Origin of the sequence: Limnobacter sp. UBA3528 (assembly GCF_002377005.1) — a bacterium.
Taxonomy (GTDB): Bacteria; Pseudomonadota; Gammaproteobacteria; order Burkholderiales; family Burkholderiaceae_B; genus Limnobacter.
The window spans coordinates 66210-92092 of the sequence record NZ_DFOZ01000013.1 but is presented as its reverse complement, the minus strand read 5'-3'; the positions used below and the strand labels follow the sequence as shown (position 1 = coordinate 92092).

General features: G+C 49.8%; 25 protein-coding genes and 1 pseudogene. 20 read left to right on the top strand and 6 right to left on the bottom strand.

The window, feature by feature from the left end; all coding sequences use genetic code 11:
* Positions 1 to 146 precede the first annotated feature (146 nt).
* Positions 147 to 896: an RHS repeat domain-containing protein gene (locus B4N58_RS03440; protein ID WP_291745795.1), complete on the top strand. Its 750-nt coding sequence runs from the start codon at positions 147 to 149 to the stop codon at positions 894 to 896.
* A 7-nt stretch (positions 897 to 903) separates the two neighbouring features.
* Complete coding sequence (locus tag B4N58_RS03435; protein ID WP_291745793.1) at positions 904 to 1311, top strand: hypothetical protein; 408 nt, start codon at positions 904 to 906, stop codon at positions 1309 to 1311.
* A gap of 107 nt (positions 1312 to 1418) precedes the next feature.
* Here the strand turns inward: B4N58_RS03435 and B4N58_RS03430 are convergent, their stop codons facing one another.
* Complete coding sequence (locus tag B4N58_RS03430; RefSeq protein WP_171100959.1) at positions 1419 to 1634, bottom strand: hypothetical protein; 216 nt, start codon at positions 1632 to 1634, stop codon at positions 1419 to 1421.
* 116 nt (positions 1635 to 1750) lie between these two features.
* Between B4N58_RS03430 and B4N58_RS03425 the strand changes: the two genes are divergently transcribed.
* Positions 1751 to 2050, top strand: coding sequence for a hypothetical protein (locus tag B4N58_RS03425; protein ID WP_171100957.1), 300 nt, complete (start codon positions 1751 to 1753; stop codon positions 2048 to 2050).
* 60 nt (positions 2051 to 2110) lie between these two features.
* On the opposite strand, the gene B4N58_RS03420 is transcribed toward B4N58_RS03425, so the two are convergent.
* Entirely contained in the window at positions 2111 to 2467 is a 357-nt protein-coding gene (locus tag B4N58_RS03420) for a HesB/IscA family protein (RefSeq protein ID WP_008247649.1), read from the bottom strand.
* A gap of 1 nt (position 2468) precedes the next feature.
* Positions 2469 to 2969, bottom strand: a complete 501-nt coding sequence (locus B4N58_RS03415; RefSeq protein ID WP_291745791.1) for a DUF4864 domain-containing protein — start codon at positions 2967 to 2969, stop codon at positions 2469 to 2471.
* Between the two features lie 208 nt (positions 2970 to 3177).
* Here B4N58_RS03415 and B4N58_RS03410 point away from each other — a divergent pair, with 208 nt between their 5' ends.
* From B4N58_RS03410 to B4N58_RS03375, 8 genes are all read left to right on the top strand, one after another.
* A complete protein-coding gene (locus tag B4N58_RS03410) occupies positions 3178 to 5424 on the top strand; it encodes a PhoX family protein (RefSeq protein ID WP_291745789.1) in 2247 nt (748 codons plus the stop codon).
* 139 nt (positions 5425 to 5563) lie between these two features.
* Positions 5564 to 7579: a S8 family peptidase gene (locus B4N58_RS03405; RefSeq protein ID WP_291745787.1), complete on the top strand. Its 2016-nt coding sequence runs from the start codon at positions 5564 to 5566 to the stop codon at positions 7577 to 7579.
* Positions 7580 to 7644: 65 nt separating this feature from the next.
* Positions 7645 to 8727 (top strand): AI-2E family transporter, encoded by a 1083-nt coding sequence (locus B4N58_RS03400; protein ID WP_291745785.1) that lies wholly within the window; start codon positions 7645 to 7647, stop codon positions 8725 to 8727.
* Entirely contained in the window at positions 8724 to 9908 is a 1185-nt protein-coding gene (locus tag B4N58_RS03395; RefSeq protein ID WP_291745783.1) for an O-antigen ligase family protein, read from the top strand. Before B4N58_RS03400 ends, B4N58_RS03395 begins: the two co-directional genes overlap by 4 nt.
* Positions 9905 to 11155: a glycosyltransferase family 4 protein gene (locus B4N58_RS03390; RefSeq protein ID WP_291745781.1), complete on the top strand. Its 1251-nt coding sequence runs from the start codon at positions 9905 to 9907 to the stop codon at positions 11153 to 11155. The genes B4N58_RS03395 and B4N58_RS03390 overlap by 4 nt, the downstream gene beginning before the upstream one ends.
* Entirely contained in the window at positions 11152 to 11784 is a 633-nt protein-coding gene (locus B4N58_RS03385; RefSeq protein ID WP_291745779.1) for a GNAT family N-acetyltransferase, read from the top strand. The genes B4N58_RS03390 and B4N58_RS03385 overlap by 4 nt, the downstream gene beginning before the upstream one ends.
* The gene (locus tag B4N58_RS03380; RefSeq protein WP_291745777.1) at positions 11781 to 12968 is read left to right on the top strand and encodes a DegT/DnrJ/EryC1/StrS family aminotransferase; all 1188 of its coding nucleotides are present in this window, start codon (positions 11781 to 11783) and stop codon (positions 12966 to 12968) included. Before B4N58_RS03385 ends, B4N58_RS03380 begins: the two co-directional genes overlap by 4 nt.
* An 8-nt stretch (positions 12969 to 12976) precedes the next feature.
* A complete protein-coding gene (locus tag B4N58_RS03375; protein WP_291745775.1) occupies positions 12977 to 13570 on the top strand; it encodes a sugar transferase in 594 nt (197 codons plus the stop codon).
* A gap of 3 nt (positions 13571 to 13573) precedes the next feature.
* On the opposite strand, the gene B4N58_RS03370 is transcribed toward B4N58_RS03375, so the two are convergent.
* Positions 13574 to 15421 (bottom strand): polysaccharide biosynthesis protein, encoded by a 1848-nt coding sequence (locus tag B4N58_RS03370; RefSeq protein ID WP_291745774.1) that lies wholly within the window; start codon positions 15419 to 15421, stop codon positions 13574 to 13576.
* Between the two features lie 243 nt (positions 15422 to 15664).
* Here B4N58_RS03370 and B4N58_RS03365 point away from each other — a divergent pair, with 243 nt between their 5' ends.
* The gene (locus B4N58_RS03365; RefSeq protein WP_291745772.1) at positions 15665 to 16597 is read left to right on the top strand and encodes a glycosyltransferase family 2 protein; all 933 of its coding nucleotides are present in this window, start codon (positions 15665 to 15667) and stop codon (positions 16595 to 16597) included.
* Here B4N58_RS03365 and B4N58_RS03360 read toward each other — a convergent pair.
* Positions 16562 to 17290, bottom strand: a complete 729-nt coding sequence (locus B4N58_RS03360) for a hypothetical protein (protein WP_291745769.1) — start codon at positions 17288 to 17290, stop codon at positions 16562 to 16564. The genes B4N58_RS03365 and B4N58_RS03360 overlap by 36 nt on opposite strands.
* 160 nt (positions 17291 to 17450) lie before the next feature.
* On the opposite strand from B4N58_RS03360, the gene rfbF reads away from it, so the two are divergent.
* From rfbF to B4N58_RS03325, 7 genes are read left to right on the top strand one after another with little or no spacing between them, the layout of a single operon-like run.
* Positions 17451 to 18227, top strand: a complete 777-nt coding sequence (rfbF, locus tag B4N58_RS03355; protein ID WP_291745767.1) for a glucose-1-phosphate cytidylyltransferase — start codon at positions 17451 to 17453, stop codon at positions 18225 to 18227.
* Positions 18224 to 19279: a CDP-glucose 4,6-dehydratase gene (gene rfbG / locus B4N58_RS03350; protein ID WP_291745765.1), complete on the top strand. Its 1056-nt coding sequence runs from the start codon at positions 18224 to 18226 to the stop codon at positions 19277 to 19279. Before rfbF ends, rfbG begins: the two co-directional genes overlap by 4 nt.
* Positions 19280 to 19285: 6 nt before the next feature.
* Entirely contained in the window at positions 19286 to 19849 is a 564-nt protein-coding gene (locus tag B4N58_RS03345) for a dTDP-4-dehydrorhamnose 3,5-epimerase family protein (protein WP_291745763.1), read from the top strand.
* Positions 19846 to 21072 carry a class I SAM-dependent methyltransferase gene (locus B4N58_RS03340; RefSeq protein WP_291745760.1) on the top strand — a complete coding sequence of 409 codons (1227 nt, stop codon included), beginning with the start codon at positions 19846 to 19848 and terminating at the stop codon, positions 21070 to 21072. The genes B4N58_RS03345 and B4N58_RS03340 overlap by 4 nt, the downstream gene beginning before the upstream one ends.
* 2 nt (positions 21073 to 21074) lie before the next feature.
* Positions 21075 to 21956: an NAD-dependent epimerase/dehydratase family protein gene (locus B4N58_RS03335; RefSeq protein ID WP_291745758.1), complete on the top strand. Its 882-nt coding sequence runs from the start codon at positions 21075 to 21077 to the stop codon at positions 21954 to 21956.
* Between the two features lies 1 nt (position 21957).
* Complete coding sequence (locus B4N58_RS03330; RefSeq protein WP_291745757.1) at positions 21958 to 23190, top strand: flippase; 1233 nt, start codon at positions 21958 to 21960, stop codon at positions 23188 to 23190.
* A 6-nt stretch (positions 23191 to 23196) separates the two neighbouring features.
* Positions 23197 to 24372 carry a glycosyltransferase family 2 protein gene (locus B4N58_RS03325; protein ID WP_291745755.1) on the top strand — a complete coding sequence of 392 codons (1176 nt, stop codon included), beginning with the start codon at positions 23197 to 23199 and terminating at the stop codon, positions 24370 to 24372.
* Here the strand turns inward: B4N58_RS03325 and B4N58_RS03320 are convergent.
* Positions 24369 to 25304 (bottom strand): UDP-glucuronic acid decarboxylase family protein, encoded by a 936-nt coding sequence (locus B4N58_RS03320; protein ID WP_291745753.1) that lies wholly within the window; start codon positions 25302 to 25304, stop codon positions 24369 to 24371. The genes B4N58_RS03325 and B4N58_RS03320 overlap by 4 nt on opposite strands.
* Before the next feature lie 84 nt (positions 25305 to 25388).
* Here B4N58_RS03320 and B4N58_RS03315 point away from each other — a divergent pair.
* Positions 25389 to 25883 (top strand): annotated as a pseudogene (locus tag B4N58_RS03315) (UDP-glucose 6-dehydrogenase); the annotation flags it as partial.

Here is a 25883-nt window from a genome sequence, read left to right as displayed (position 1 = left end):
ATTGCTTGAGTTGCTTAAGCAATCCGTGCTTTGCCAGAACCTACAGCCCCAATGCCCGCAGGCCACAATAAACCCCGGGTAACAGGTTAAAGCGCCAAGGCAATAGGCGCTTTAATTACGACGCGCGCGGCAACCGCATTGGAGAAATGATCGAGCGCGGCCTGCGCCAAGGGCATGTGTACCACTACCACACCGACCACATCGGCACCCCGCGAGAAATCACCAACGCCCGCGCAGAAGTGGTGTGGTCCAGCACCTTCAAAACCTACGGTGCGCTGGCCCTGGCCCACGTGAACGAAGTGGACAATCCACTGCGGTTTCAAGGGCAGTATTACGACGAAGAAACGGGGCTACACTACAACAGGCACCGCTACTACGACCCCAACAGCGGGCAGTTCATCACGCAAGACCCCATTGGTTTGCTGGGTGGAATGAACGCCTATCGGTACGCGCCGAACCCCATGACTTGGGTGGATCCGTGGGGGTTGAAGGGGGAAGAGAGAACCGAAGTACTGGCGTTGCCAGCACCCAAAAACTCAGAACCTTGGATGCCTGGTGCACCTCTAATATCAGAGCCAGGACCAAAGGGTGGAATGGTGATAGAAATGGCGATGTCGCCCGGACAGACCCGCCCTGGAGGGTGGGCAACCACAGATAATATTCCAAATGTAAATTACGTGAGAAACGAGCTGGCTGTGACACCAGAATTTAAACCAGAGGTGGGGACTGTGCAAAAGTTTCTGATTCCGGAGGGTGTTCAGATACAACGAGGTACAGTGGGACCTCAAACTTTCGAAGGTACTGTTTATGCTGGTGGCGGAAGTCAAGTGCAAATTTTGAATTATTCTGATCGAGCAAAGTTGATTCCTATTGGTGAACCGAGGCCAATTAATTGAGGTCAGTATGGAAAATTTTGAACTAAAAGAGATTTATGCACCTTACATTTCGGGGGCTAACACCTTGGGTCTAAGCGTTGGAGAGCGACTCCCAAAAAAGGTTGTTTGGAGTTTTAATGGAGTGGAGTTTTCGCTTGAGTGTTCAGATGGGTTAGTAGCTAAAAATTTTCAATCAAATATTTTTGTGATCGAAGCTCCTTACGAAATCAAGAAGAATCGAGCATATGTATTGTCTGCCGATGGCCATCGGATAGCTGATCTACCGAATAATAAAGGTGATGTTCAATTAAGTTACTACGACATATTTCTTCGAGGATCTGAAGCGATTTTTCTTGCCTCAAGTAATGACGGTGATTTGCAATTAAGTTTTGACCCGGGTAGTGGCGCGGTCACTTCAATTAGTGAATTTCGTTAGCCATTAGGAGGGTTTGTTGAGCATTCTAGATTGAAAACCCAAACGCTGAAGTTATTAAGTGAAGTCCCCGGTGTTTACGAGGTTGATACGGGTTGTCTCGAGGAGAATCAGAATTTCCTAGTCAATATTACTAAGGAGTTTGAATTTGAAATTGAATGCCGTTTGGTGTCTGTTTGCACCAGATCGGTCAAAGAAAAATTGTATTCGTATTTTTCCAAATACTCCCCTGAGAGAATATCCTGCTCCCTTTCTTCCATAAAGTCCTCAGAAACTTTTTCGCCTTCGAACCAACTGCCCCATGTATTCGATAGTGATTTTTTCATTAGTCAATCCCAAGATGTAAGTAACGTCCAAATCTAATAACGCAATCAGTCCCCGTCAACTCCCCCTTCGACCCACCCGTTATTACCTCACCCGCAAATACATCGAGGTAGTACCCATGAAGCCGTTCATCGCCTTAACCGCAACCGTGACCGCATTTGCATTCACCGCACCTGCCTTGGCTTGGGGTGGCGGCGACTATGGTTATTGGGAACGCAGCAAGCAAGAGTATTGGGATGGCCCGTGCCTGGTCAAAATTGAATCCAAGCCTTATGAGTACAAAAAAGAAGTGAAGTGTGAAGACGGCTTCTCGCCTGTGGCCGATGCACCGTGGAAAGAGGAATATCGCGATGGCGAATGCAAGGTGAAGCGAGAGGCCAAATACGACGAGTTCAAAGAAGAAATCAAATGCCGTTGAGTTTCCGTAATACACCGCGAAGCGAATGCATTGCAGTGACAACCAGAAACAAATTATTGCTTATTCCACCGAGAAACTCGACCCACAACCACAGGTACTTTTTGCCTGCGGGTTGTTGAACACAAAGCGTGAGGCCAAGGTGTGGGCTTCATAGTCGATGGTGGTGCCTTCCAGGTAGGGGGCGCTGACCTGGTCTACATAAATGTGAATATAGGGGTTGATTTGCACCAAAATATCGTCCTCGTCCGTTTCCTTGGCAAGGTCGATTTTGTATTCAAAGCCGGAACAACCACCACCCTGCACATACAGGCGGATCATCGCCGGTTTGTGCATGTTGTCCCGCAAATCCAGAATGCGCTCTTGGGCCGCGTCGGTCAGGGCAATGTTACAAGTGGGTGTTGCTGCTTCAGTGGTCATGTCAAATCAGGTCGGTTTCCGCTTTCTCGGTCTCACAGCTGGAAATTCTCCAGGTGCCGTCCGGGCGCTTCTGCAACACGTAGTATACGTTCCAAAGCGTTTTCTGGCGGTCAATCATTTGCACCGCGTGTAGTGCATTCATTCCATCTGTTTCAAACTTCACAAAGCGGACTGAAGCGGGGCGGTACACCACATCATAGCCGTCGCGCACCATTTGCATAAAGGTGTCGGCATCGCCAAACATGGTTTGAATATTGGGGGTTGCGTAAGAAAAGGCCTTGGGGCCATCGCCTTGTTGAAAGGCTTCGAGTTGGGCTTCAATCACTGCCCGGGATTCTTGCTGGTCTGTGGCTTCATCAGCTTGGGCCATGCTGGTGGTAAATGCCGCAGCCAGGCCCGCTGCAAAAAAAACCAACCACAACTTCCAAATTTTTTGTCTGATGCTGCTTTCTTTGTCCAAGGTTTGTTTACGCCTGGGAACTTCATTGACTTGATTCGGCATTTACCAACTACCTCCAATGGAATCAATCGCTTGGCGTTCAAGTTTGCCACGAACTTTCCTGCTGAACAAGATACTTTGTGCCACTACGCCAAAACCCGCGCCCAGCTTTGTTCAGCGCCTGTTCAAGCTGAAACATTTCTTTAAAAAAATACTCACAACCCTGTAACACGGCGGCCAGACAATCCGTGAGTCTTAAACGGAGGTCGAGATGTCATCACTAACCAAAAAAGAAATGGAAGTTCTTTCCAGCCCCACATTCCAGCAAATCATCAACCAGCACTTGGAAAACCCCTCACGCCGCAATATTTTGAAAGGCTCAGTGGGCGTTGCTGCTTTGGGCTTTCTCGGCCTGGCAGGCTGTGGTGGTGGTGACGGTGCAGTGGCCAGTTCCACTGGCGGTAGCACCCAGCTCAACGCAGTAGGTTTCACTTCAACCCCATTTAGCCTGGCTGATTCAGTTCAAGTTGCCGAGGGTTATCAGTTCCAGGTTTTGTACAAGTTGGGTGACCCCATCGCTGCTGGCGTAGCCGATTACATGAACGATGGCTCCGATGCAGCCAACAACCCATCCGAATTCCAGTTCCGCTCTGGTGATCACCACGACGGCATGTACTTCTTCGGTTTGGGATCTAACAACGCCTGGGATCCCGAAGAAAGTACCCGTGGTCTGCTGGTGATCAACCATGAAGCGATCACCCCCGAGTATTTGCACGTCAACGGCCCCACCAGCGTGGCTGGCGTTCGCGATGCAAACGAAGCATTGAAAGAAATGTACATTCACGGTGTGTCAGTGGTGGAAGTACGTCGTGGCAGCAATGGTCAGTACAGCGTGGTTCAAAACAGCCTGTTCAACCGTCGCGTTCATACATTGACCGACATGGAAATCAGCGGCCCGTTGCGTGGCAACCCATTCATGGTTACCAAGTACTCGCCAAACGGTACACGCACACGTGGCACCATCAACAACTGTGCAAGCGGTTACACCCCATGGGGCACCTACCTGGCCTGTGAAGAAAACTGGGCCGGTTACTTCGGTAACAGCAACCCAGGCACCCGTTCATCCAATGAGCAGGCATCCATGCGCCGTTATGGCGTGCGTGCCACGGTGGGTAATGGCCGTGAAGGCTGGAACACCGCCAGCGAAGTTGGCCAAGTGGGCGAGCCATTCAGCCGCTGGAACGTGGGCATTGTGGGCGCTACCGCAGCTGACGACTATCGCAACGCCGCCAACACCTACGGCTGGAACGTTGAAATTGATCCGTTCCGCCCCAACAGCACACCCAAGAAGCGCACTGCCATGGGCCGTTTCGCCCACGAAGGCGCATGGGTCGGCCCCGTAGAAGCTGGCAAGCCAGTTGTGTTCTACATGGGTTGCGATTCCCGTTACGAGTACATTTACAAGTTTGTATCGACTGCCAACTGGGATCCCGCCGACATGATGGGCGGTCTGCAAGCTGGCGACAAGTATCTGGACGACGGCAAGCTGTACGTGGCCAGGTTTGATGCTGACTTCACTGGCGACTGGATCGACCTGGCCAGCGTAGCTGACGGTACAACAATCACTGCAGTGCGTGGTTCTGGCTCCTTGAGCACCGCTGCGATCACCTACACAGTGACCGATTCAAACGAACAGTTCTGGAACACACGTTTGTTGGCCGACATTGCAGGTGGTACGCCCATGGACCGCCCAGAATGGGGTGGCGTGAACCCACGCAATGGCGAGGTCTACATGACCCTGACCAACAACACCAGCCGTCGTGTAGCAGACCCAGCCAACCCACGTGTTTATTTCGACAATGACACTGACAATGATGGTATTGGTGATGCGGGTTCTCAGGGCAACGTAAACGGCCACGTGATTCGCTGGCGCGAAGACGGCAGCGAGCCAGCCGCCGTTGGTTTCTCATGGGACATTTACCTGTTCGGCGCTGAAGACGACGACATCAACAACCCGAACGTTAACTTGTCAGGCCTGACCGAAGAAAACGTACTGTCCAGCCCCGATGGTCTGTGGTTCTCCCAGAAAACCGGTGTGTTGTACATCCAAACCGACGACGGCGCATTCACAGACACCACCAACTGTATGTTGGTTGCTGCTGTACCCGGTGAAGTGGGCGATGGCTCGGAAGTGGATGTTGACAACACTGCGGGCGGAGCAGGTACGGTACGCACCAAGGTGGGTGCCGTGGGTACACTGCGCCGCTTGTTGGTAGGGCCAATCGAGTCTGAAATTACTGGTTTGACTGAAAGCGGTGACGGCAAAGCCCTGTTCATCAACATTCAGCACCCAGGTGAAGATGGCTCCAATGCTGCGCCTACAAGTTCCTGGCCTTACCCGCTCACCGGCGGCGGCTTTGGTAACCCAGCGGCTGGCGTAATGCCAGACGCAGGCAACCGCCCACGTTCAGCCACCATTGTGCTGACACGCATTGATGGCGGTGTGATTGGCCAGTAATTAGCCAATCAGCAGGTAGCAGTAATTAAGTAGTACCAAGTCACCCCGCAGTGTGCACGCACTGTGGGGTGAATCCGTTCTGGAGCTTCAAGGGTAAGAACATATAGCCGAAGGGGCTTCTAAAAATCAGGGGACAGATGTGAAGTTGTATGTAAAGGTTTCCACATCGCTGATGTGTATTTTTGGTTTTGCGCAATTGGCGAATGTTCATGCGAACCCGCTTACCGCCCCGGTCACCACCACAGCCACGCCCACCCCCATGCGTTGGGTTGTCAACATGGGCGATCAATCACAGGGCACTGCGCCCGCCGGTATGTTGCAAACCTTGCAAAACACCCTCGGGGTTTCGGTACGCATGGTGCGCCCCCTGTTGCAGCCCAACAGTTATTTGGTTGAAATGCAAAGCCTGCCGGTGTTGGGCAGCTTGCAAACACCCCAGGCCATTCGCGCGGCACTTCAAGCCTTGCCGGGCGTGCGTTTTGCCAGCCCTGATATTCAGTTGCAACGCACGGCAGTGCCCGCCCCGAACGACGGCGCCTATTCTGTGAACCAAGCCAGCTACATGCACACCGGCGCGTATGCCTCGCTGCGCATGCAAGACGTGTGGGAACAAACCCGTGGCAGCAGCAACGTGGTGATCGCCGTACTCGATTCTGGCGTGTTGTTTGAAAACCCCGAATTGAAAGGGCGCTTATTGCCGGGTTACGACTTTGTCAGCAACGTCACCCCGCCCACCGGCACTCGAGAAAATGGCACAGTATTCGACTCGGGTTCCAACGATGGCAACGGCCGAGACCCCGATCCCTCCGATCCTGGCGATGCACCGCCCCCCGGTTTTAATTGCCCCGATGGTTCAACGACCAGCTCGTGGCATGGCACCACCGTGGCTTCTGTTGCGGCGGCGCAGTCCAACAACGGGCAGTTTCTGGCCGGTATGGACTGGAATGCCAAGGTACTGCCGGTGCGTGTTTCTGGCCGGTGCGGCATTGCCACCAGTTCGGATATTGTGGACGCCTTTTATTGGGCCACTGGCTCAGGGCGTGTGGACCCCAACATTGGCGTGAACCCAAACCCAGCCAATGTAATCAACCTCAGCTTCGCCACTGACACACCTCTGCTTGGCGGCGGTTGCGCTGCTAACGACATGGTGGCCCTGGCCATTGCCGATGCGCGTGCGCGCAATGTGTCGGTGGTGGTATCCGCGGGCAACAACTCTGGCGGGGCCGTGCAGTACCCGGCCAACTGCGCGGGCACCATTGCAGCCGGGGCCGCCGAGCAAGATGGTCAACTGGCAAACTACTCTGCCAAAGGCGGCAGCAGCAACTTCCTCACCTTGCATGTACCGGGCAACAACTCGGGTCTCTATGCGGGCGCCAGCAACACGGGCGGGTCTACACCCAGCGCCAATGGCAGCACTGCATTTTTGTTCGCAGGCACCAGTTTTTCCGCGCCCATGGTGGCAGGTGCCATTTCATTGCTCAAGGCGGTGCGCCCCAGCCTCACCCCCAGTCAAATTGACACCTTGTTGCGCAATAGCGCCCGGCCTTATCCAGCCAACGCCAGTAATTCAACGGGTTTGTTTGGGCGCCTCGACTGCACACCCACAAGCTGTGGCGCAGGTTTGCTGAATGTGTTGGGTGCTGTTCAGGCTGCCCGGGCACTGAGCAACCCCTTGCCAGTGGCCAATGTTCAGCAATCGGCTGTGGTGGCCAGCAATGGCCCGTTTGTGCTGGATGCGGCTTTGTCCACCAACAGCGCTGGTGGCAGCGCCAACCTCACCTTCAGCTGGCAGCAGGTGTTTGGCAACCCGGTTGTGTTGGCGGGCACCAGCACCAGCGCCTTGCAGGTGCAGTCAGGCATGGCAGGCAATATTGCTGAATTCGCGCTCACAGTCACCGACACCAGCACCAACCGCAGCAACACCAGCGTGGTTCGTCTGGCCAATTCCGCTGTCAACGAGCGCACCTTCACCCCCAGCAGCACCAGCGGGGGTAGTGGTAGCAGCACCGGTGGGTCGGGCACAGGCACTTCAACGCCCGCACCCGTGGCCGCTAGTTCGGGTGGCGGTGGCGGTGGGGGAGCCTTGGGGGTGTCCGGATTGCTGGGTATGTTGATGCTGTTGGGGGTTTGGCGGCAAAGGCCCGGGGTTGCCTGAAAAAGTTGGGATAGAATCGGGATTCACTTGGTCATACCTCAACCGACAATCAGCCAAGAATCCAAATGCCCAGCCCAGTACCGCAGCATCAAGAAAACACCACCCTTCGTTGGGAATATGCGTCCGTAGTTGGCATTTTGGCCATCTGGATCAGCATGTTGAGCCTCAAAATCGGGGTCGGGCTTATTGCCGGCCTCGCCATTTTTGCCCTTACACGGTTTACCCGCCGCGGTTTTGTGCACCTGCTTCAACCCCACATCAACAAATTCAATGGCGCTTTCATGCGCGGCCTGTTTGGCTGGTTGCCCACCTTTTTAACCACGGCCGTGGTGGCCGCAGCCGTGGTGCTATTGGGCATTGGCCTAAACAGCGGGGTGCGCTTTGTGCTGGCCACCATGACCCAGCAAGGCCCACAACTGGTTGAGGAGGCACTGCGCAACCTGAACTCGGTTACAGCAAGCCTGCCCCAAGCCATTAAAGAACACATACCCGGCAAGCCCAGCGAACTGTTCCGCATGATCAGCAAAGACGACAGCGACTTCGTGGGCTACATTCGCAGTTTTGGCGGCGCCAGCTTCTTCATTTTCCTGCAGTTTGTATTCGCCCTCATCCTGGGTGTTTCAGCGGCGCTCATGGTGCCAGCCCCTGCGGCGGGCGGCCCGGCCAAACCCTTGGCCGACGCCTGGTTGCAAACCCTGGAAAAGTACGTGCGCTGTTTCACCCTGCTCATGGGCGCGCAGGTGTACGTCAGTATTTGGAACACCTTCTGCACGGCAGTTTTTATTTACGGCATTTTGCCGGCATTCGATGTCGTGCTTCCCTTCCGGGAATTGCTGCTCATGTTCACCGCCGTGGCCAGCCTTATTCCCGCGGCCGGCAACATCATGGCCAACACCCTTATTCTGGTGCTTACCATTCGCTACGGCGTGTTTGTGGCCTTGGGGTCGGTGCTTTACCTGTTCATCATTCACAAGCTTGAATACTTTGTGAACGGCTACATCATTGGCCGCAACGTGCGCGCCAGCGTGCCCGAAATGCTCATCGCCATCATCCTGGGCGAAGTGGCGTTTGGCTTGCCAGGGCTGATTACCGCGCCGGTTACTTACGCATTCCTGAAAATGCACTGGCAACGGTGGGGGTGGGTTTGAGTTTTCTTCAGCGAATCAACCCAGCCTGGTTTTTGGCAGGGGCGGCGTTTTTTTTGCCGATTAAGCCGGCGCCGGTGAATTTGCTGTTGATGCTTACTTTGGTGTTTGTGTTGGTCAATCCACAAACTCGCAATCGACTGCCCGGTTTGTTCAAGCATCCTATAACCGTGGCGGCGTATGCGCTTGTGGCATGGCTGGTGTTTACGCTTTCCTTCGACACCAGTAATTTCGATTCGGCCAGCGACTATCTCAGCAAATATCTTCGCCTATTGTTGTTGCCAATTCTGGCTGCAGTATTCTTGACCAAACAAGACGGCACCACCGTATTTGATGCATTTTGTGTTGGCGTGTTTGTCAGCGTACTCGGCAGTTATGCTGTGGCGCTGGGGTTTTTCCCATGGCCTGAGGGTTCGGAATCACCACTGCTATTCAAGCTACACATCACGCACAACTTTTTCATCGCTTTGGCCACCGGCTACGTGGCCTATCGCCTGCAGTCGGTATGGTCGCAAACTCACCTGGCAATCAAGGCTTTGGTTTTATTGGCATTGGGCCTGGCCCTGTACAACTTCTTTTTCATGGTTGAAGGGCGATCAGGCTGGGTGGCCATGGCCGTGTTGCCTGTCGTTATCGCCTATCAACGTATTGGTTTGAAGGGGTCGATCATCGCAGCGTTTGCGGTTATGCTCATCCTGCTTGCCATGTATTTTGGCTCTGACTTCTTCAACACCCGGGTCAATGCAGTGTTTACTGAAGTTCAGCAGTGGATCGACGGGCAAGCAATTGCGCAAGAAACCAGCAACGGTCGCAGACTGAGCTTTTGGCTTCATTCAATTGAGGCATTTGTCCAGGCACCATGGTTTGGCTACGGTATGGGTGGTTTTGAGGCGGCCGTTACACCTCATGCGCAAGCCTCCGGTTTCACTTTCGCATTCAATAATCCGCACAACCAGTACTTGTTGTTTGCAGTACAAGGTGGTGTTGTAGCCTTGGCGCTGTATATGGTTTTTATAGCCATGGTTTTGCTGCGGAACAACTCGCAGCACCTGTTGCTGCTGCATGGTTTTGTGTTGGCTTATGTGTTGCTCAATCTGCTGAATTCGTTTCACTATGATTTCGCCGAAGGTGTGTTCTTTGTTCTTGGTTTGGCTGCGTTGGCTTATCGCACGGAAGAATCATGAATTCGCGTTCAGTGCTGTTTTTAAGCCAATGGTTTCCGCCCGAGCATGCACCCATGGGTTACATGCTCAAAGAGCTCGCTGAGAATTTGGCCGCTCAAGGTTGGGACGTGGAAGTAGTTACGGGATTTCCCAATCACCCCAGTGGCAAGGTGCAGGCACCGTACATCAAGCAACGAATTTTGCGTGAAACCTTAGGCCCGGTTCGTGTTACCCGCTTGTGGTTGTACACCTCCGAAACACGCAGCTTTCTCAGCCGAGCACTCAATTTTTTAAGTTTTGTTGCCAGTAGTTTTTTGTACCTGCTTACGTGCAAAAAACCAGGCTTGGTGTTTGCTGTATTGCAGCCACTGCCACTGGGGGCGACGCTTACTTTACTGGCCAAATTGCGCGGGTTTAAACTGATTTTCAATGTTCAAGATTTACACCCCGATGTATTGGTTGATTTGGGTTTAATCAAAAGCAAACCAGTGATCAACGCCTTGAAATGGATTGAACGAACTGCTTATCGAAGGGCAGACGGTTTGGCCGTTATTTGTCAGGGTTTTAAGAATCATGTTGCTCAACATGGCGCGCAAGGCGCAATCGAAATTATTCCAAACTGGATCGATATCGATGAAATAAAGCCCCAGCCTGAGAAAGGCCAGTTGATTCGAGATATGGCAAATATTCCTGCTGGCGCGCCAGTGGTTTTGTATGCTGGAACCATTGGTCATGTGTCGGGCGCGCAGGTGGTTATGCAGGCTGCAAAGCTTGCCCTGGAAAGCGATTCGAGCACAACAATTCATTGGCTTCTTGTGGGGGAAGGGCCATTATTGCCCACTTTGCAAATCCTTGCGCAAAGTTTGCCGAATGTGCACTTTCTACCGTTTCAACCTAGGGAGTTATTGCCCGCTGTACAAAACTGCGCAACCATTTCCATGGTTAGCTTATTACCGGGTAAGGGCACATTTTCAGTGCCCAGTAAGGTGCTTGGTTATATGGCCGCTGCAAAACCCGTTGTGGCCAGCGTCGACGCCAACAGTGAAACCGGTATCCTAGTGCAACAGGCCAGTTGTGGTTTGGTTGCCCAGCCCGGCAACCCACAAGCCTTGTTGCAAGCGGTTCAGCAACTGCTTGCTAAGCCGCAAAATGCTGCCGATCTTGGTGCGAAAGGTCGGCAATTTCTGGAGCAGCGTTACAGTCGAACCCAAGTGTGCGCGCAGTATGCCGAGTTTTTTCAACAAACACTGCAAGGGCACAAGCCATGAAAAAGCTTGAGTCCATTCAAATTCGTCCTGCGCAAACCAGCGATATCGCCCAAGTTGTACAAGTACATATTCAGGCTTTCCCTGGCTTTTTCCTCACGCTTATGGGCACTCGATTTCTTCGTCTTTTGTACAGTGGGTTTCTAAATCACCCCACGGGTATTTCATTGGTGGCCTGCCCACAAGCCAAGCCTTCCGAAGTTATCGGTTTCGTAGTGGGTACAACTCAACCCCAAGGTTTTTTTTCACAATTGCTCAGGCAGCACTGGCTGGCATTTGCAATGGCCTCTTTGTGGCCCTTGTTAAAAAAGCCTGGTCTGGTGTTTGTCAAACTTTGGTCAGCTTTGTTTTACAGGGGCGAGTCTTTGCCCGATCAACCCAATGCGGCCTTGCTCAGCAGCCTGGGTGTAAAGCCCACAGCGCAGGGGCAGCAAATAGGTCAGCAACTGGTTTCCGCATTTCTTGCCCACGCACAAACTGCAGGTGCAACGGCCGTGTACTTAACAACCGACCAAAGCGACAATGCCAAGGCCAATCACTTTTATACAAAGCTTGGGTTTAAGCTTGCAGGTACCTGCAAGCGACCGCATGGCCGTATACTCAACCGATATTTGATCAAGTTAAACGCATGAGCACTCAACCATTTTTGCCATTTGCTTTGCCAGAAATTGGCGAGGAAGAAATTCAGGAAGTGGTCAATTGCCTGCGCTCGGGCTGGTTGACTACAGGCCCCAAAACCCGGCAATTTGAAACTGATTTCGAAACCATGCTAAACGCAGCAGGCGGCGGTGTGGCTTCGGGTAATCAGCCTGTGCAGGCCATTGCTGTTAACTCAGCGACTGCGGGTTTGCACCTGGCGCTAGAAGCCATTGGTATTGGGCCTGGCGATGAAGTCATTGTGCCCACCCACACCTTTACTGCCACTGCCGAAGTGGTACGTTACCTGGGTGCCGATCCTGTTTTTGTCGATGTACTGCCCGGTAGTTTGAATATCGATCCTGCCTTAGTTCGCGCGGCCATTACCAATAAAACAAAGGCCATCATGCCAGTTCACTTCGCGGGGCTGGCTGCCAATATGTCGGCCATCGTTGCGATCGCTCAAGAACATGGTTTGAAGATAGTCGAAGACGCAGCACACGCCTTACCTTGTGTGGTTGATAGTGTCGCCGTGGGCAACCTGCAAACTGATGCAGCAGTATTCAGTTTCTATGCCAACAAAACCATTACCACTGGTGAAGGTGGCATGGTGGTATCGCGTAACCCCGAGATCATCAAGCGCTGCAAAACCATGCGCCTGCATGGTATTAATCGCGATGTATTTGATCGCTTCACCTCCAAGGCACCCAGTTGGTATTACGAGGTAGTCGCACCTGGCTTCAAGTACAACCTCACAGATCTCGCCTCGGCCATGGGTATTCATCAACTGAAAAAAGCTGAACTGTTTCGGGCCAAACGGCAAGCCATCGTTGATCAATACAACGCAGCTTTTGAAAACTTGCCTGTTGTATTACCACAAGGCGCGGCTGCTAACAGCTTGCATTCATGGCACCTGTACATTTTGCGTTTAAGTGATCAATGCCCACTAACGCGCGATCAGTTTGTTGAAGCGTTGTATGCGCAGGGCATTGGTTGCAGTGTGCATTACATACCACTTCATTTACAGCCTTATTGGCGAGAAATGTACAAGTTGAAAATAGACAACTTCCCGGTCAGTCAGAAGGCGTACGAGCGCATGGTTTCCATTCCCCTGTATTCGAAAATGACGCAATCTGAAATTGACCGTGTCATCCACGCAGTTCAATCTATCCTGGCCTAAGTAAACCTGTGATAAAGCGCCTGTTCGACATCGTACTTGCATTCACAGGCTTACTATTGCTGAGCCCTATGCTTGTGGTCATCGCGTTGCTGATTAAACGTGATTCGCCAGGTCCGGTATTCTTCCGGCAAGAACGCATCGGCTTGCGCGGCCAACCTTTTCGAATCCATAAATTTCGAACCATGACTGTGGCGCAATCGGGCACAGCCATGCAAATTACTGTGGGGCAAGACGCACGCATAACCAAGGTAGGAGCCTTTCTAAGGCACTATAAAATTGACGAATTGCCGCAGCTAATCGATGTGCTTCAAGGCACCATGAGCTTGGTGGGGCCACGTCCGGAAGTGCCCAAGTATGTTGCTTTGTACCCCGAGGCTACCAAAAGCATTGTGCTCTCTGTGCGGCCAGGCATTACTGATTTGGCGAGTATTGAATATCGCAGTGAAAGTGAGTTACTGGGAAAAAGCAGCAACCCGGAAAAAACTTATATCGAAGAAGTGATGCCTGCCAAACTGGCCTACTGCGTGCAGTATGTCCAGCAACAAAGCCTGTGGCTAGACATTCAAATTATTGCTCGCACCTTTCTTGCCATCTTGAAATAGGTTTTAGGCACCAGGTTTGTCAGTTTTCGCCAAAGCATCGAACGTTTCACTTTCGGGTTGGTAACCGTCCACCAGGCGCAACAACAGGTTCTTTAGCTCAGGCACGTTCCTGGTCTGCAAAATACTTTGCAGCGCTTCAACTTCCCGGTCTAGTTCCTGATCACTAACACTTTTTTCATTTGCTTTCATAATGCGCGGGTGTTCGGTGGGTTTCGGGTCGTTGCCAATCAGCAGCTCTTCGTAAAGCTTTTCGCCAGGGCGCAAACCAGTCACCTTAATTTCAATATCGCCTTCAGGTTGTTCAGGGGTTTTCACGGTGTAGCCTGCCAATGTAATCATGCGTTTGGCCAGGTCGATAATTCGAATTGGCTCGCCCATGTTCAGCACAAACACATCGCCACCTTTGGCCATGGCTCCTGCCTGTATAACCAACTGCGCCGCTTCAGGAATGGTCATGAAAAAGCGCGTAACTTCGGGGTCAGTGATGGTAACCGGCCCAAGTTTGGCAATTTGTTGGCGAAATAAAGGCACCACTGAACCACTTGAACCCAACACATTGCCGAAGCGAACCATGCTGAATCGTGTTTTTACGCCGGGCTCTGCAGCCAGGGCTTGCAGGGCCAGTTCAGCCAAGCGTTTACTGGCACCCATAATGTTGGTGGGGCGCACCGCTTTGTCGGTGCTAATCAGTACGAAATCTTCAACCCCGGTTTCTTCGGCCACCTGAGCGGTTAAGCGCGTGCCCAGAAAGTTGTTTCTAATACCCTCAAAAGGGTTCAGCTCAACCAAGGGCACATGCTTGTATGCGGCTGCATGGTAAACCGTATTCGGTTTTATGGCCTTGAATACCTCGCGAAGTCGGTGAGCATCACGAACGTCCCCTAGTACCGGGGACAATTGCACCTCCCGGTAAAAGGAATGAACCTTCTGCTGCAATTCATGGTGCAAGGCATACAAGGCAAATTCATTGTTTTCAAACAGCACCAAGCGGGTGGGGCGGGTCGCCAAAATTTGGCGGCACAATTCCGAGCCAATGCTGCCTCCCGCACCGGTCACCAGCACAACCTTCCGGTGGTTTTTCAAATTCAGCAGTTCAACATTCGCGGGTACGTGGTCGCGGCCCAGCAGGTCGTCAATGTCCAGTTCTCGAATGGAAGAATGTTCACTATCCAGAGTTAGCCCCGCAGTTTGAATGTGCACTGGCAACCCCTTGCATTCCTCAATAATTTGACGGCGGGCACCTTGCGAGCCACTTTCTAGCGCAATTACCAGGTCAGAAACCTCGTAGTTCTCGATTACCGGGCGCAAGTCATTCAGTGCAAACACACGGTGGCCAGCCATATTACGCCCAACCAACTGCTTGTCATCACTCACAAAACCAATCTGAATGTATTCAGGTGAGTCTTTCAGTGCGTTCGCCAGTTGCACTGCTTCCTCGCCAGCGCCCACAATCAGCAAACGGCGGCGCAGCACACGTAGCCGGGGGTCAACGGTGCTTGAAAGCAGCCAGAACCGCGCAAACATGCGCACCCCCACAATAAAGGCGCTCAAAATAAAGGGCTGTAGAACACCAATTGAACGAGGGTTGGGCGGAATATAAAACGCCAATACCACCGCGCTGTAAATGGCTGCATACACGGCGACAGCCTTAACAATTTGTTTGATGGCAGCCAGGTCGGTATAGCGGAATATGGCACGATACAGGCCAAAATGAATGAAGATGGGCAAAGCCAGCAAAGGGCCAAACCAGTATGGAATCCATTCATTGCCACTTGGAACGTGCATGCCATCAATGCGCAGGCTGAAAGCCAGCCAGGTGGCGGCGATGCCCATGACCATGTCTACAGACATGACCAGTATTTGTTTTATCCAGCGCGGTAAACCGATAAGTAGTTCGGATCTCAAAGTAGCCTGTAGTCGGAAAATGGGCAATTAAAGAACTGACTAGATCATAATTCACTTTGAAGCATATCCAAATCGATGCTATTGCTACGCGTATTATCAAATTGCCAATATCTATAAAGTGCTAAACGGTTAGAATTTGGCATCCTAAATTTTTAACTAAGTCAGATGCGTACTCCAAATGCAGTTCTAATGCTGGTCTTTAATCGAGCAGACAAGGCCGCACGAGTTCTAGAAGCCGTTCGTCAAGCTCGACCACCACGGCTGTATGTGTCTGCCGATGGTCCTCGGCCTGGAGTTGATGGGGACGAGGTGAAAACAGACCAAGTGCGTGCATTATTCAGCGGAATCGATTGGGACTGTGAACTGAAGACGCGCTTCTTGCCAGAAAATCTTGGCTGTCGAAAGGCTGTGTCTTCTGGAATAGATTGGTTTTTTGAGAATGAAGAACAAGGCATCATTTTGGAAGACGATACCGTGCCCAATCTTGATTTTTTTTGGTACTGCGATTCCATGCTCGAACGATTCCGTACAGAGAGCAGGGTCCTTTCAGTATCCGGTTCTAATCTGGTCGAGCCATGGTTGGAACTTCCCAACGAGGTATGTTTCACGAAGGCGTGGCATGTTTGGGGCTGGGCAACCTGGCGTCATGCCTGGCTTGCTTACGACGAATCAATGAAAAACTGGCCAGAAATTCGAGCCAACCTTGGAAATTATCCGGGTTTCCCCACCGGTGCTGACAGGCGATACTGGAAAACCGTATTTGATTTGGTTTATGCCGACTTCATCAGCACTTGGGATCACCAGTGGACCTTGGCCCATTTCGTTACTGGCAAATTGAGTGTGATGCCCAAGCATAATCTAGTCGTTAATACCGGATTTGATGCGGAAGCTACCCACACTTCCAGTCGCGAGCCCGAATATATTCGCTTACAGAAAGCAGGTAGATTTAATATCCGATGGGAACAAGAAATTTCTGTTGTCGAGTTTCCGGAGTTTTATAAAATGGTCTCCAAGCATGTACTGGTACCGTCAATGTGGACCGTCTTTAAACTAAACGTGCGACGTTTCAGATTAGTATTTCCGCGCTTAAAGAAGATCGTCAATTTTGTCAGGAATAGATAAGTCCAAGTATTGGGTAATCAGGTTTCCTTTGTTCTCTGTAAAGGTAATTTGACCCTCAGTTATTTTGACAATCGTATTGTCTGGAACTATTTGGTTATGCAGGTGTACACCAGCTGAAATCACGCAATTGTCGCCTACTCGGCTTTTGCCTGTGATCGAAGCGTTCGGATAGACTATTAGCTGTGAGCCCAGTATTGGTCTATTCTCACCCACTCGCCCTACAGTGATGTTTTGAAAAAAAACAAGGTTATTTGCATAGTAAGCGTCTCCCAAAACCGAACCAATCCCGTGTGAAATAAAGAAAACAGGTGGAAGCTTCGTCTTGTGGTAGAGCTCAACACCGTGCAGTGCTTTGTTCAATAGAAAAATTCTGTCTGCCAAGTAGAAATATTTTTGACCCGCCTCACTTAATTTTGAAGAGAGCAGATATAGAAAAGTTGCATATTGAAGAGAGTTGATCAAATTAAAAGAGTCATTTTTGAAACATTTAACAGCCCTTGAGATCGGTCTGAATGCTTGTAACGCTGAGGGTAGGAATTCCGTAAGAACAGCTTGATCTTGTGATCGACTGTCTCCGGGGGAGACAAGGTCCAGTTGCTTGATCAAGAAGGGGATCAATGCGAGCTTGATCGTTTGTTGGTTCATTTCCGTCTGATCAAGACTAAGTTCGTAAATTAATGCACTGTGAGCCATGGTCGCCATTTTCCGGTGTTTTGTCTCGTAACAAATCAAGTAAGCATAACTTTCGACCTCTGGTTCTAAGCAGAGATTTCCCAAAAGTCTACAATACGATCATTGATACTTTGAGCCCGTTATTGGGTAATTAAAATCCTAATTTTGATAGGTTTAATTAATGAAAGCAGTCATTCTTGCAGGTGGTCTGGGTACAAGAATCTCTGAGGAGACTCATCTTAAGCCGAAGCCAATGATTGAAATTGGCGGAATGCCAATACTTTGGCACATCATGAAGATCTATTCATCCTTTGGGGTCAATGAATTTATCATCTGCTGTGGCTACAAGGGCTACCTGATCAAGGAGTACTTTGCCAATTATTTCTTGCACATGAGTGACGTCACATTTCATATGGATGATAACCGTATGGAAGTTCACACCCAGAAAGCAGAACCTTGGAAAGTGACACTGGTTGATACTGGCGAACATTCAATGACAGGCGGGCGACTTCTTCGTGTTAAAAAATATGTCGAGACGGATGATTGTTTTTGCTTCACCTACGGGGATGGATTGTCTGATGTCAATATCCTCGAGTTAATTCAATTTCACAGAGATCAAGGGAAGCTGGCAACGGTCACCGCAGTTCAGCCACCGGGGCGTTATGGTGCCCTCGATCTTGAAGGTCCATTTGTTCGCAGTTTCAAAGAGAAGCCCAAAGGAGATGGAGGTTTAATCAATGGGGGATTCTTTGTTCTGTCCCCCAAATGCATCGATCTCATATCCGGCGATCAAACCACTTGGGAATCCGAGCCGCTTTCAACGCTCGCCGCGCAGGGTAACCTAACCGCCTTTCGTCATGAGGGTTTTTGGCAACCGATGGATACGCTTCGTGAAAAGAATCTATTGGAGAGCCTCTGGTCCAGTGGTAAGGCTCCATGGAGGATGTGGGACAAATGAGATCTTTTTGGGAAGGTAAGCGTGTTCTATTGACAGGCCACACAGGCTTTAAGGGTTCTTGGCTTTCTGTTCTATTGCAAAGTATGGGGGCAGAGGTACATGGCTACGCGTTGGCTCCCCGAGGTAAGCCCAGTTTCTATGAACTAGCAGGCATAGATGAAAAAATTTGCAGTTCCACGCTTGCGGACATAAGAGACTATGAGGCATTGAAATCCTCTTTGCATCGAGCTCAACCCGACATTGTTCTACACTTGGCGGCGCAACCTCTAGTTCGATATTCCTACAGCAATCCGCTTGAAACATACTCTGTCAATGTCATGGGTACCGCCAATCTCTTACAGGCGGCGCTGCAGTCTGAAAAGGTCCGCTCGGTAGTAAACATCACAACAGACAAATGTTATGAAAATATGGAGTGGGTTTGGCCATACCGTGAAAATGATCGCCTTGGAGGGCATGACCCGTACTCAAACAGCAAAGCTTGTTCTGAACTAGTGACCGCGTCATTCAGGGAATCTTTTTTCAAAAAGGCCGGTATAGGGCTCGCCTCGGCGCGTGCCGGCAACGTTATTGGCGGTGGCGACTGGTCCGAAGATCGATTAATCCCAGACTTTCTTCGCGCGCTTGATCAGAATCAAGTACTTACTATCCGCTCCCCCAATGCAACACGTCCATGGCAGCACGTTCTTGAACCGCTGGTTGGCTACCTCACCCTTGCAGAGAGTTTGTATAAGTCGCCTGAGATGTACAGCAAACCATTCAACTTTGGGCCTGATGAGGCTGATGCTCAAACTGTGGAATGGATAGTTGAGTTCCTTTGCAGTAAATACAAAAATGCGGCTTATCGGGTGCAGGCCTCAGATCTTCATGAAGCGGGAATGTTGAGACTCGATAGCTCAATGACGAAAAAAGAGCTTTGCTGGAAACCGAGATTCAACCTTCAAGAGGCGCTAGAGCTCACGATTGATTGGCACAATACCTATAGAGTCGGTGGTGACTTAATTGCGAAGTCTTTGCAGCAATTTCAATTTTATCTATCTAAAGCCACTCCGTAACTGACCATGTCTAGTCAACTTCGATTTGAACCAACAAATCTGGACGGATTGTTCTTAATTCATCGAGCTCCGATCGGAGATTCTCGTGGATTTCTCCAGAGAGTTTTTTGCGATCAGTTGTTACATCCAGTCTTAAAGGGTCAACCCATTCGTCAGGTTAACCACACAAAAACACAACTTGCGGGAACCATTCGTGGTATGCACTTTCAACATGCACCGTTTGCCGAAAAAAAAATAATTACCTGTTTAAAAGGCGGGGTGTTCGATGTAATCATTGATCTACGTGCCGAATCTAAAACGTATATGCAAACTTACACCGCAACATTAACCTCCGGAGGCAGTCTTTCACTATTGGTCCCTGAAGGCTGCGCGCATGGTTTCCAAACTTTACAAGATGACACTGAGATGCTGTATCTGCACACCGCACCCTATGACTCAGCGAGCGAAGGCGGCGTGAATGCCTTAGATCCAATTTTTGGGATTCAGTGGCCTTTACCTGTGGTTGAGCGTTCCGTTAGGGATGCCAATCATGCACTTATTGATTCAAATTTCGAAGGGGTTCGTTTATGAAATGTAGACATTGCAGCTCAGTGCTATCGACGAATTTCGTCGATTTGGGTAGCTCTCCGCCATCTAATGCTTATTTACCAAAATCGCACCTGTCCTCTCCTGAGAAATGGTTTCCCTTAAGAGTGCTTGTATGCGAACACTGTTGGCTAGTACAAACTGAAGATTTCACAGCAGCACACGAATTATTCGATAGTGAGTACGCCTACTTTAGTGCGTTTTCTACCAGTTGGTTGGCTCATAGCGAGAGATATGTTGACACCATGGTGAATCGTTTCTCCCTTGATTCAGCATCTCATGTCGTCGAGGTGGCGGCTAATGATGGTTATTTGTTGCAGTTCGTGCAGAAGCGTGGAATACCCTGCACGGGAATCGAGCCAACTGCTAGCACTGCGCAGGCGGCTCGTGGGCGGGGAATTCGAATAGTGCAGGAGTTTTTCGGGGAAAATCTTGCGAATACCCTAAGTGGGCAAGGTGCTCAGGCTGACTTGATGGTGGCCAATAACGTGCTGGCTCATGTGCCCGATATCAATGATTTTGTATCGGGATTCACAAGGCTCCTCAAGCCAGCTGGGGTTGTTACATTCGAATTTCCTCACCTGCTAGAACTGATTAAACACAGTCAATTCGATACGATTTATCACGAGCATTTTTCGTATCTTTCACTGACGGCGATTCAGCGAATTTTTGGCAAAGCGGGTCTTAGCATTTTTGACGTGGAACGCTTGAGTACGCATGGCGGCAGCCTCAGGGTTTTCGCACAACGCAGCGATTCCAGGCCGCAGCCAGAGTCTCATACCGTGAAAGACGTGCTACACGAAGAAGTTTCAAGTGGTTTGCTTAAGACAGAAACCTACACGAATTTTCAAAAGCAGGCTCAACGAGTGCGCAATGAGTTTTTAGGCTTCTTGATTCAAGCACAGCAGGATAAGAAAAAAGTGATGGGATACGGTGCCGCAGCAAAAGGAAATACGTTACTGAATTACGCGGGAGTTAAGGCAGATTTTGTTTCCGCCGTGGTGGACAAAAATCCTGCCAAGCAAAATAAATATATGCCTGGTAGTCGAATTCCGATTGTTGATGAAAGCGTAATTTCAAAGTCTCAGCCTGATTACATCGTAATCTTTCCATGGAACCTGAAGTCAGAAGTTATGGAGCAATTGTCTTACATTCGCGATTGGGGTGGTAAATTTGTGTGTGCGGTACCTCAATTAAGCGTGATGTAAATATGCGCGTTCTCTTGACGGGTGGAACCGGCTATATCGGCAAGCATGTGGTGTCAATTCTTCAGAATCGTGGCGTGCCCACATTGATACTTGGAAAGAAGCCGCTTGATCACATGCCGTCGAACTTCCAGTTTGCGGAATGTGATTTGCTCAGATCCAGTTCGTTCGATGTAATCCAGCAATTCAAACCTACTCATTTAATCCATCTGGCATGGTTCGCCAAGCATGGTGAATTCTGGACTTCTGTCGAAAACACGCAATGGGTGACTTCCACGATAGATCTCGTTGAGCAGTTCGCTGCCTCAGGTGGTCAACACCTCACAGTGTCGGGTACTTGCGCTGAGTACTCTTGGGACGAAACAGTATGTGAAGAAAATGTCACGTCTATCTGTCCGTCAACCATTTATGGAAAGGCAAAGAACCTGACGCATGAGTGTCTCCAACTCCTCTGCGATTCAAAGGGTTTGAGTCTTGCATGGGCCCGCGTGTTTTTTCCATTCGGCGGCGCAGGCGAACATCCGAACCGTTTGTTTCCTTCTTTGGTGTCAGCACTGCGCGCGGGCAAGTCGATAGAAGTGAATGGTTGTTTGCAGAGAGATTTCTTGCATGTTGAGGACATGGCCGCAGCGTTGGCTCATCTGTCTTTGGGGTCAAAAAAGGGTGTTTTCAACATGGCTTCTGGTGAAACCCTGTCTATCAAACAGTTCGGCGATTTAGTCGCAACCCATTTAGGAAAATCGCCCGACTTGGTTGTTGACAATCGCGCTGGTGCATTTGGTCAGCCGATGATTATAAGTGCCTGCGTACAGCAACTTAAAAGTACTGGTTGGTCCCCGGCCATGTCTGTAATTGAGCGCTTAGCCACTTTCTTGAGTAAAGATTAAGATGAACCAAGCCGTCAATTCCGGTTGGTTCAAAAATCTATCTTGGTTAACCACCGAAAAGTTAGCTCGGATATTACTTGGCTTTTTACTGTGGGCTTACCTGGCTAGAGTTCTGCCTCTTAATGAATTGGGTAAGTACTCCATGGCAATCGCGATAGTTTCTATTCTTTACTGCTTTACCAATCCTGGCGTGACGGGCATTCTCACGCGAGATTTGATAAACAGCCCATCCAACCAAGAGCAAACATTAGGTTCCGCGTTTTTCATTCAATTGTGCGGAGCGTTACTTGCATCGCTAGTCGCAATCTTGTTGTTCCAAGTAATCGACTTTGAAAAGGGCGTCGCTCTTTACGTAGCTATCCTCTCGTCAACCTTGTTCTTCAGGTTATCTGAAACAAGTCGTTGCGTTTTTGAAGTCAATGAAAATCTTCAGCTCTACGCAAAGTTTGAGCTTTTACTTCTTCTTGTTTTTATCGGCGCAAAAATGGTTGCTGCCCATCATATTCAGCCTGTTATCGCGGTGATCTTGGTTAGCGTAATTGAGGCAGTGTGCTCATCCATTTTCGCAGTTGCATTGGTCGGGCGACATTATTTGCAGTTATCAAAATTGCAAGTTATTGCGACTCGTGTTCGACACATGTTCACAGAGGGTTTGCCGTTATTGTTCGGTATGGCCACCTCATTATTAAACATGCGTATGGACCAAATTATGGTGGGAAAAATTTTGGGTGTTGATCAGGCTGGGCTGTATGCCTCTGCATCTAAAGTGTCCGAGGCGTGGTTAGTCATACCTTCAATTATTGGACCATTGATCTATCCAAAGGTAATTCGTCTTTATAGTTCGTCACGCATTCAGTACAGAAAATTTACAAAGAGAGTATTGCTAATGGCCTCTCTGTTTGCGATTGTAGCCGCAACCCTAATATCCTTTCTGGCAGATCTTATTATTCAAGTTTTGTACGGTGAAAAATTCAGCGGAGCTACCTCGGTTTTGCAAATTCTGATTTGGTCTGGCGTTCCCTACATTGCTTTCTTTGTAGTCACCCAAATAATTCAGGTCAAAGGTTTAACAAAGATTATTTATTTAAGTTCCCTATTGTCGCTGTGCTGTAATTTTATTTTGAATATGACATTGATCCCATCCATGGGTATCGTGGGTGGGGCAGTTTCTACCTCAATCGCGGCGATCCTCGGGGTGTCTTTTTCGTCGTTATACGTTTTACTGAAAAAATAGAAGATTATGGAAAAATTCACGATCATCGTGCCGACCAAGGACCGTTGCGCCACTTTGAGGCACACCCTCCGAACGTGCCTAAACCAAACCTACGAAAACTTTGAGGTGCTGGTGAGTGACAACTGTAGTCAGGACGAAACCTCCCAAGTGGTTTCTGAACTATCAAATCCAAAGCTTAGGTATGTTCGCACTCCGCGTCCATTGTCGATGTCAGAAAACTTTGAGTTTGCTCTTGGGCACGTGAATGAGGGTTTCGTGATTTTTATTGGTGATGACGATGGTCTGTATCCAGACGCAGTGGCGCGGGCGGCAGCGATTTCCTCAAAATTCAATGTCAAGGTTATTGCAGGAAAGACTTCCACATACATCTGGCCAGATTTTCCAGATGAATCAATTCGTGATGCTGCTTGGATTGGTATGTATCGAAAGGGTGTTGAACTAAGACGCTCCTTAAGTTGGATACAAAAAACGATTGATTTTAAGTACAAGTATTGTTTTGATTTGCCCAGCGTGTACTGTGGATTTGTACACCTTAGTGTTTTGAACAAGTCTCGAACAGTCGACGGTCGTTACTTTAACTCTATAACGCCAGATGCATACTCTGCGTTTGCTACTGCATTTTCTGTCCCAACTTACGCCTATTCACATCAACCTCTCGTTATTGCAGGTTCCTCCGCACGAAGTAACGGAGCATCCCAAATGCGGGAGAAAGTAAATTCCAGTGAGGCTGACGATTACGTGTCTAAGGTGGATTTGAAACTGGCTCAAGGCTTCGTTTACTGCCCTGGTTTTGAAAGTATTCTTTACGAGGCGCTGTACAAGTATCTGGAGTTGTTTCCTGAAAACAAATTAAAAGTCAAAATCCCACTCAGGCGAATGCTCGAGATATCACTCGGAGAAGTGAATTCAAAAACAAGAGTTCAGGTTGAGTCTGCAGTGATGCAAATGTGTAAAAACTTTAACGTTAGCTATGAAGGGTTAAAGCCGAGGAAATTTCCATTGTTTCAAATGCAACTCCGAAGGTTCCCTTATTTGATATTTGCTCTATTGAACAATTATCCCTATGGAATCAAAAATGCCAGTCGACATGGGGTTCGCAATATATATGATGCAACTCTAGTCATGCATGCACTTGTCAATCGCAGAGCGCATAGCCTGGCGTCGAAGTTCTTGCCTACTTAAAACATGCTCTTGAAATACTCAATTGTCTTTATCAGACCATTTTCCAAATTCACCTTGGGCTCCCAACCCAACTTCGCTTTGGCCAACTCAATGTTGGGCTGGCGTTGCTTGGGGTCGTCTTGCGGCAAAGGCATAAAAGTCAGCTTGCTCTTTGAACCCGTTAATTCAATTACTTTCTCAGCTAATTCCAGCATGGTGAATTCACCCGGGTTGCCCAGGTTCACGGGCCCTGTAAAACCAGGCTCTGTGTTCATCAAGCGAATAAAGCCTTCAATCAAATCGTCCACATAGCAAAAGCTACGGGTTTGGCTGCCATCGCCAAAAATCGTAATGTCTTGGCCTTTCAATGCTTGCACAATAAAGTTGCTTACCACGCGGCCATCATTGGGGTGCATGCGTGGGCCGTACGTATTAAAAATTCGGGCTACTTTAATGTCCAGGTTGTGTTGGCGGTGGTAATCAAAAAACAGGGTTTCGGCACAGCGCTTACCCTCGTCGTAGCAGCTACGAATGCCAATCGGGTTTACACGGCCCCAGTATTCCTCGGGCTGTGGGTGTACCTCTGGGTCGCCGTAAACCTCGCTTGTGCTGGCCTGAAAAATTCTGGCCTTCACGCGCTTGGCCAGGCCCAGCATATTAATTGCGCCGTGCACACTGGTTTTGGTGGTTTGTACTGGGTCGTGCTGGTAATGCACCGGGCTTGCAGGGCAGGCCAGGTTGTAAATTTGGTCTACTTCAATGTAAAGCGGAAAGGTTACATCGTGCCGAATCAGCTCAAAATAAGGGTTGCTTAACAGGTGCGCCACATTCTCTTTGCTGCCCGTAAAATAATTGTCCGCGCAAATTACTTCGTTGCCTTCGGCCAGCAAACGTTCGCATAGGTGCGAACCCAAGAAGCCGGCACCGCCAGTTACCAATATTCTGTTTTTCATTCGCTTGTATTCCGCTCTAGCCGTTGGTGCAATCCGGTATTCTAAAGCCATTCAACATTTGAAGGGCGCAAGGCCCGGTTACTTATGAAAATAGCAATTGCCGGTACGGGTTACGTGGGCTTAAGCAACGCCATGCTGCTGGCCCAGCACAATGAGGTGGTGGCCTTGGACATTGTTCAAACCAAGGTTGATTTGTTGAACCAGAAAAAGTCGCCCATTCACGATGCGGAAATAGAAGATTTCCTGGCCAACAAACCGCTTAACTTCAAAGCCACCACGAATAAAGAAGAAGCTTATGTGGGCGCAAGCTTTGTGATTATTGCCACCCCCACCGATTACGACCCTGAAACCAACCACTTCAATACCCAATCGATTGAAGCAGTGGCGGGGGACGTATTGGCCATTAACCCCCACGCAACTATGGTCATCAAAAGCACCATCCCGGTGGGCTACACCGAACAGTTGCGCAAGAAGCTGAACACCAACCAAATCATATTCAGCCCGGAGTTTTTGCGAGAAGGCAAAGCACTGTACGACAACCTCTACCCCAGCCGCATAGTAGTGGGTGAGCAAAGCGAG

Excerpts from the sequence above, each read along its gene's own strand:
- B4N58_RS03440 (WP_291745795.1), top strand. The coding sequence starts at position 147 with ATGATCGAGCGCGGCCTGCGCCAAGGGCATGTGTACCACTACCACACC.
- B4N58_RS03435 (WP_291745793.1), top strand. The coding sequence starts at position 904 with ATGGAAAATTTTGAACTAAAAGAGATTTATGCACCTTACATTTCGGGG.
- B4N58_RS03430 (WP_171100959.1), bottom strand. The coding sequence starts at position 1,634 with ATGAAAAAATCACTATCGAATACATGGGGCAGTTGGTTCGAAGGCGAA.
- B4N58_RS03425 (WP_171100957.1), top strand. The coding sequence starts at position 1,751 with ATGAAGCCGTTCATCGCCTTAACCGCAACCGTGACCGCATTTGCATTC.
- B4N58_RS03420 (WP_008247649.1), bottom strand. The coding sequence starts at position 2,467 with ATGACCACTGAAGCAGCAACACCCACTTGTAACATTGCCCTGACCGAC.
- B4N58_RS03415 (WP_291745791.1), bottom strand. The coding sequence starts at position 2,969 with ATGCCGAATCAAGTCAATGAAGTTCCCAGGCGTAAACAAACCTTGGAC.
- B4N58_RS03410 (WP_291745789.1), top strand. The coding sequence starts at position 3,178 with ATGTCATCACTAACCAAAAAAGAAATGGAAGTTCTTTCCAGCCCCACA.
- B4N58_RS03400 (WP_291745785.1), top strand. The coding sequence starts at position 7,645 with ATGCCCAGCCCAGTACCGCAGCATCAAGAAAACACCACCCTTCGTTGG.
- B4N58_RS03390 (WP_291745781.1), top strand. The coding sequence starts at position 9,905 with ATGAATTCGCGTTCAGTGCTGTTTTTAAGCCAATGGTTTCCGCCCGAG.
- B4N58_RS03385 (WP_291745779.1), top strand. The coding sequence starts at position 11,152 with ATGAAAAAGCTTGAGTCCATTCAAATTCGTCCTGCGCAAACCAGCGAT.
- B4N58_RS03380 (WP_291745777.1), top strand. The coding sequence starts at position 11,781 with ATGAGCACTCAACCATTTTTGCCATTTGCTTTGCCAGAAATTGGCGAG.
- B4N58_RS03370 (WP_291745774.1), bottom strand. The coding sequence starts at position 15,421 with ATGTCTGTAGACATGGTCATGGGCATCGCCGCCACCTGGCTGGCTTTC.
- B4N58_RS03365 (WP_291745772.1), top strand. The coding sequence starts at position 15,665 with ATGCTGGTCTTTAATCGAGCAGACAAGGCCGCACGAGTTCTAGAAGCC.
- B4N58_RS03360 (WP_291745769.1), bottom strand. The coding sequence starts at position 17,290 with ATGGCTCACAGTGCATTAATTTACGAACTTAGTCTTGATCAGACGGAA.
- rfbF (WP_291745767.1), top strand. The coding sequence starts at position 17,451 with ATGAAAGCAGTCATTCTTGCAGGTGGTCTGGGTACAAGAATCTCTGAG.
- rfbG (WP_291745765.1), top strand. The coding sequence starts at position 18,224 with ATGAGATCTTTTTGGGAAGGTAAGCGTGTTCTATTGACAGGCCACACA.
- B4N58_RS03345 (WP_291745763.1), top strand. The coding sequence starts at position 19,286 with ATGTCTAGTCAACTTCGATTTGAACCAACAAATCTGGACGGATTGTTC.
- B4N58_RS03340 (WP_291745760.1), top strand. The coding sequence starts at position 19,846 with ATGAAATGTAGACATTGCAGCTCAGTGCTATCGACGAATTTCGTCGAT.
- B4N58_RS03335 (WP_291745758.1), top strand. The coding sequence starts at position 21,075 with ATGCGCGTTCTCTTGACGGGTGGAACCGGCTATATCGGCAAGCATGTG.
- B4N58_RS03330 (WP_291745757.1), top strand. The coding sequence starts at position 21,958 with ATGAACCAAGCCGTCAATTCCGGTTGGTTCAAAAATCTATCTTGGTTA.
- B4N58_RS03325 (WP_291745755.1), top strand. The coding sequence starts at position 23,197 with ATGGAAAAATTCACGATCATCGTGCCGACCAAGGACCGTTGCGCCACT.
- B4N58_RS03320 (WP_291745753.1), bottom strand. The coding sequence starts at position 25,304 with ATGAAAAACAGAATATTGGTAACTGGCGGTGCCGGCTTCTTGGGTTCG.